Genomic DNA, 5,395 nt, shown 5'->3' on the forward strand with positions numbered 1-5,395 from the left:
CTGTAGTTTGGCTTCACCGCTTTGATCCAACAGATTATTCATTTCAGTCGGCCAGTAATGACTTTGCTTGTGACGTAGTTCCGCGACAACTCTCTGAGTGATTTGCTCGGAAATACTGTGCGCCCATTGATTGTGTTTTGCCTGAATAACTTGGGTCTCAGAGGTTCGATAAACAATGCCATTATCATTCAAATAACTCGCCAATGTCACTGGACGAACAACTAAAGTTGGGCGCTGAGCGATATCAGAAGAGCTCAGAGTCACTGGTTCCGCCTTAGGTAGAAGGTACATAGCTCCTTTAGTTTGCGGAGCGCTACTGCAACCCGTTAGACCGACAAATAGCGCGATAGACAGAAAGAATACTCGTTTCATTAGTTTTGGCCTTTAACTGGTATTGGGTCACTGATTTCATCTTCTCCAAACACAAGAGAGTTTGGCTTTTCGTTTAGCTGTTTAAGTACGGGTTTAAACTCTGTCATCACGCTTTCTAATTCTTTTAGCGTGGCTTCCATTTCGCTGTACATGGTTGAGTTGGGCCCATAACCATCGAGTGTTTTTTGTAATTGCTGTAAGCTTTGGCGAATATCTGCTGGGATCTCTTGCGTCTCTTTTTGATTCAAAAGTTTATCAATACTGTCCGCCACGCGTTCTGCTGAAGCTAACGTTTTTTCGGACGTTTTTAACGTTGAATTGAGAGAGTCTAGTGTTTCTTCCATTGGTAAGTTATTAATCTTATTTAGGAAGTCGTTCACTTGGCGCTGAACCTGCGCAAAACCACCACGCATGGTTGGGAAAACATCTAAATCAGCAAACTTACTCGGTACGTAAGGCTCGTCATTTGGATAGAAGTCGGCGTCAACATATAGTGCGCCTGTTAATAAGTTACCTGTTTTTAAAGTACCACGTAGGCCTTTAGCAAACTCACTCTTCAATTTATCTTTTAACATTGGCAAAGATTGGGATTGGAAATCGCCATAAACACGGCCGAGCTCGATACGTACCAATACAGGGATTTTTTTCGCAGAAAAGTTCTCTTCTGGGGTTGGAAGTCGCATTGGTACACGCATCACAGTACCAATTCTCAAGCCTCGATATTCGACAGGTGCCTTACGTTTAAGCCCTCGTACCGATTCATCAAAAAGCATAACGAATTCAATATAATCATCGTACATGCCTTCTCGAAGTTGTTTAATATCATCATACAAGCGGAAGTTGACCATATTTTCAGTGAGCTGTTCACCGGATTCAAGACCTGGAACGGTATCGAAGGTAACACCACCCGTTAGCATGCTCTCTAATGAGCCAAACTTGACTTCGAACCCTTCAGCATTGAGCTGTAAATCTACGCCAGAATTCAGCCAGAACTTGGTACGAGTGCGCACTAAGCTGTCATAAGGCTTGAAAATAAAGAGTTGGTATAACGCTTTGCGAGTGTCAACATCAAAGCTGGTTTTCTCTACGCGACCAACCGTAAAGCCTTTATAAATGACGGGGTCACCAACGCCTAGCTTACCAGCCTCGCGGTGTGTTAACACAAGGCGTAACCCCTCTGCATCAGGAGAGGCCACTGGGGGAACATCTAAGACCGTAAAGCGCTCTTTCTCTATCTTAGATTTACCCGGCTGAAGTTGGATATAAGCGCCAGAGAGCAAGGTCTCTAAACCTGAAACGCCATCACGGCCAATACGAGGCTTCACAACCCAAAACATGGTGTCATCTCGCAGCATGCGTTCTGCATCCTTGTTCATTTGTGCCTTAGCGATGATGTGATCGTAATTTTCACTGAGAGTGACTTCAGTAATCAGTCCTACTTTTACATTCAATGCTCGGATTTCGGTTTTGCCAACCTCAATCCCATCTGCGGTTGGCAGTTGGAGAGTAATTTGTGGGCCTGTACTGTTGATATATTGGAACAGCATCCACGCTCCCATGGCTAGCGCAAGGATCGGGACAATCCATATCGCAGAAATCTGCTTTTGCGGTTTTATTTGAGCGGTTACGTTGTTCTCATCACTCATATTTGGCTTTCTCGTTTAAGTTGTCAGAAATCGGCTCCTGCACTTCGTTTTGTGGCAATTGCCACAACAAACGTGAGTCAAATATCATTGCAGAAAGCATAGTAAAAATGACCACTGCCGCGAAAGAGAGCGCAGCAGGACCTGGATAAATCGCCATTAAGTTTTGCAGTTGAACCAGTGCAACTAAGATCGCGACGACGAAGATATCGATCATGGACCAACGGCCAATAAACTCAGTTATACGGTAGATCTTTAAGCGTGAAATACTCTCTTCGTGCGGAAGATATCGCGCTTTTTGCGCATTGTAATACAGCCACGCGAGTGCCAGCATTTTCGCCATTGGAATAAATACGCTAGCAAAGAAAATTACCATCGCAATAGGGTAAGAACCTAAATGCCAAAGCAATATAACCCCCTCCATGATAGTTGAACCTTCTGCATGTCCAAGACTTACGGTGTACATCATAGGGTAGAGGTTTGCAGGGATATAGAAAATGACTGAAGCAAACAAAAGCGCCCAAGCTTTTTGTAAGTTGTCTGCGGGGTTGTATTTGTGAATAGGGCTTTTACAACGAATGCAGTGTTGGTGTTTTTTAGCTTCAATAGGGTTGAGCTGGTGACACGTATGACAACCAATATGGTTGTGGTTATGGTGCGTATCACCCTCTTTTACATTAGATAGCTCGATAGCTGGAATAAAGTGCCCCCAGAGCCAGCTTTTGTCGACCATTGATATGCATTTGACTACCAGAACGGTATATACACAAAACGCCCAGAATGAAGTGCCCATTCCTATGTCTGCGAGGGAAGCGATTTTAATTAAGCTGACCAACACGCCAATCAAAAAGACATCCACCATTAACCAGGGTTCGACTCGAAACAGAAGACGGCATAAAACTTTTGCCATTCGTTGCTGCTTTTTAGAGGGGGTATGTTTACGTGCTTTTAATGCTTCAAGGTGAAGAAAGAGAATGAGGCCAACATAGATTGCAGGTAAAACGATAACTGTTGCGAGTAACAGCACACCCAAAAGCACATTTTGAAACTCAGCCAGCATTTTTGCAGCGTGCAACAAGGTGATTTCTTGCGACAACCCTTGCACGCTGAACGACATAAAAGGGAAAGAAATGCTTAGCACTAACATGATCAAACATGCCGATGATATGGCGATCACGCTTTGGTAAGGCTTGGCATTCACTTTAGTCAGCGAATGCGAACATCGAGGACATTGTGCTTTTTGCCCCTGTTCGATATCGGGAATGCGAACAACAAGGCCGCACTCTTCGCATGAAATTAACTGACGGGAATTAGGTTGAATACTCATCGGGTAGGTTTTAGATTCATTTGCTTTAAGAATACTCTTTTTTCACTAGGCACGCTTGTTTTGATTCAGGAGTTTACGAGTTTCTTACTTTTGGCATTAGAGGATATGGGAGATCTAAGACATAAACGAAGTCGCGTTTGGTACAAGATTTTACGGCGAAGATGAGTATGTTGGAAGCCGAAAGTAATATGATGTTGCTTGTTTATTGGAGGGGGTAACTACTTGTTTTTAAGGGTAAGTAACCCTGCCCAGATAATCTGAGCAGGGAAAAAGAGCATTTTATTTAAGGTGCTTAGTTGTACTTTACTTGACCGTTCCGCTCTTAAAGGCATTGGAGCCGACTTGCGTACCGTTGAGCGTTTTGCCGTAATAGCCTTGGTGCTGGTGATATTTCTCCGCGTTTGCGGTGACATTGCCTTTGAATCGAGGATCTTGTGGACGCTCATGGCTGTTGACGTATGCTGCGACATCCCATGCTTCTTGCTCTGTCAGCTGCACACTTTTCCCAAGCGGCATGTTTTCGTAAATAAAATAGGCTGCAGTGTTAATCCGGTGCATACCTGCGCCCCAGTTATACGCATATTCGCCCCAAAGTGGTGGAATGTATGAATGGTCGTTGGTGTCTTTGATGCCTGAACCGTCGGCGCGATGGCAAGTTTCACAGTTCTTTTCGTAGACCAATGCGCCTCGCTCTATTGATGGTTCTTGCTCAGGGGCGGCGATTTTTGGGTAGCCACGCCCAGAGAGATTACCTCGCTTTTCAACTGGTAATGCTTGTGCGATGGCTTCGGGCAACGGAAAGTCTTTTGCTTTTCCACCAATTTGCAACGCTTTTGCGTCTAGCTCTGGAATGGGTTCATCCGCCATACCATGTTTGTCAAGCAAACCGCCCATCGCTAACCAGTAGGCGTAAGCACTAAGGGCAACAATTTCTGGCGAATCGTAAGCGGGCGCTTTACCGTTCATGGAATACTCGAAACAACCCTGGATACGGTCAGCATAGCTGTTTACGCGATCGTTTTTCTTACGATATGCCGGGTATGCCATGTAAGCTGCCCACAGTGGCGCAGCGTTTGCTTTTCGTCCTGCCTCCATATGGCAGTTCACACAGTTTTGTTCGTTGCCAACGTATTTTCCGCGCATTTGTTGTGAGTTAACAAAGAGCGAGTAACCGCGTTTTACTTGCTCACCAAATGCGGTGTTTGGGATTGTGCTGAGATCACGCGGTTTTAAGTATTCACCGTGCTTTTCTTTTTCTATCGCAGGTAGCTCTTTCTGGCGGTCCGGTAACAGATCGTTAGCTAATACGAGCGTAGAAATGAAAGGCAGTGCGAACAAAGAATAGAAACGTTTCATGACTGCTCCTAGTAACGTAATGAGGCAAAGTAGTAAGCAAGATTTTCGATCTCTTTGTCAGTGAGATTTTTTGCGATGGTCCCCATCATATTGAGCGGGTCGCCACTGCGAGTGCCGTTTTTCCATGCCATCAATTGCGTTTTTAAGTAATCAGCATGTTGGCTTGCGAGGCGAGGGAACTTGTCGACGCCCATACCGCTGGCTCCATGACAAGTCGCGCAAGCTGGAATATTTCGATCCCAATCGCCTTGGAAAATTAACTTACGATACGGGTTACGAATATCAGCTTGGTCGCCGCGTTGTTCTGGATTCGTGAACTCATAGCTCGGGAGGTTAGCAAAGTACTCCATAACTTCCTTACGGTCTGCGGGATCGCTGAGTTCCTTCGCCATGCCTTGCATGACCACATTTTGGCGTTCGCCACTAAGGAATAATTCGATTTGAGTGTTGAGATAATTCGCGTTTAAACCAGCGATCATCGGCGCGATATTTGGCTGTCCCATGCCATCTTGGCCGTGACAACCGCTACATACGCTGGCTTTTTCCGGAATAGACGAGGCGCTTGCGCCCATAGTGGTTGCTAACAAACAGGCCACCACCACTGGAAGAATTTTTGACATGCTGACTCACTTTAATTTTTATTAATATGTCTAAGTGCTACTTGGTAGTCACTCGGACGATATTGTCGGCCTTGTCA

General features: G+C 45.2%; 5 protein-coding genes. All 5 read right to left on the reverse strand.

Annotated features, from left to right (window positions below; all coding sequences use genetic code 11):
- The coding region (locus CAG68_RS02425; protein WP_202599827.1) for an ABC-type transport auxiliary lipoprotein family protein at positions 1–372 on the reverse strand (372 nt) is incomplete at its 3' end.
- A complete protein-coding gene (pqiB, locus tag CAG68_RS02430) occupies positions 372–2,018 on the reverse strand; it encodes an intermembrane transport protein PqiB (protein ID WP_054729236.1) in 1,647 nt (548 codons plus the stop codon). The genes pqiB and CAG68_RS02425, both read right to left, overlap by 1 nt.
- Complete coding sequence (locus CAG68_RS02435; RefSeq protein WP_054729239.1) at positions 2,011–3,342, reverse strand: paraquat-inducible protein A; 1,332 nt, start codon at positions 3,340–3,342, stop codon at positions 2,011–2,013. The genes pqiB and CAG68_RS02435 overlap by 8 nt, the downstream gene beginning before the upstream one ends.
- Before the next feature lie 303 nt (positions 3,343–3,645).
- Positions 3,646–4,698: a c-type cytochrome gene (locus CAG68_RS02440; protein ID WP_086046930.1), complete on the reverse strand. Its 1,053-nt coding sequence runs from the start codon at positions 4,696–4,698 to the stop codon at positions 3,646–3,648.
- Between the two features lie 8 nt (positions 4,699–4,706).
- A complete protein-coding gene (locus CAG68_RS02445; protein WP_370687796.1) occupies positions 4,707–5,270 on the reverse strand; it encodes a c-type cytochrome in 564 nt (187 codons plus the stop codon).
- Positions 5,271–5,395: the final 125 nt, after the last annotated feature.

Source organism: Vibrio sp. V42_P2S4T144, assembly GCF_009904715.1.
GTDB lineage: Bacteria > Pseudomonadota > Gammaproteobacteria > Enterobacterales > Vibrionaceae > Vibrio > Vibrio alginolyticus.

What these genes read in the sequence shown, in the direction of transcription:
- CAG68_RS02440 (WP_086046930.1), bottom strand. Translation starts at nt 4,698, where the DNA reads ATGAAACGTTTCTATTCTTTGTTCGCACTGCCTTTCATTTCTACGCTC.
- CAG68_RS02445 (WP_370687796.1), bottom strand. Translation starts at nt 5,270, where the DNA reads ATGGGCGCAAGCGCCTCGTCTATTCCGGAAAAAGCCAGCGTATGTAGC.
- pqiB (WP_054729236.1), bottom strand. Translation starts at nt 2,018, where the DNA reads ATGAGTGATGAGAACAACGTAACCGCTCAAATAAAACCGCAAAAGCAG.
- CAG68_RS02435 (WP_054729239.1), bottom strand. Translation starts at nt 3,342, where the DNA reads ATGAGTATTCAACCTAATTCCCGTCAGTTAATTTCATGCGAAGAGTGC.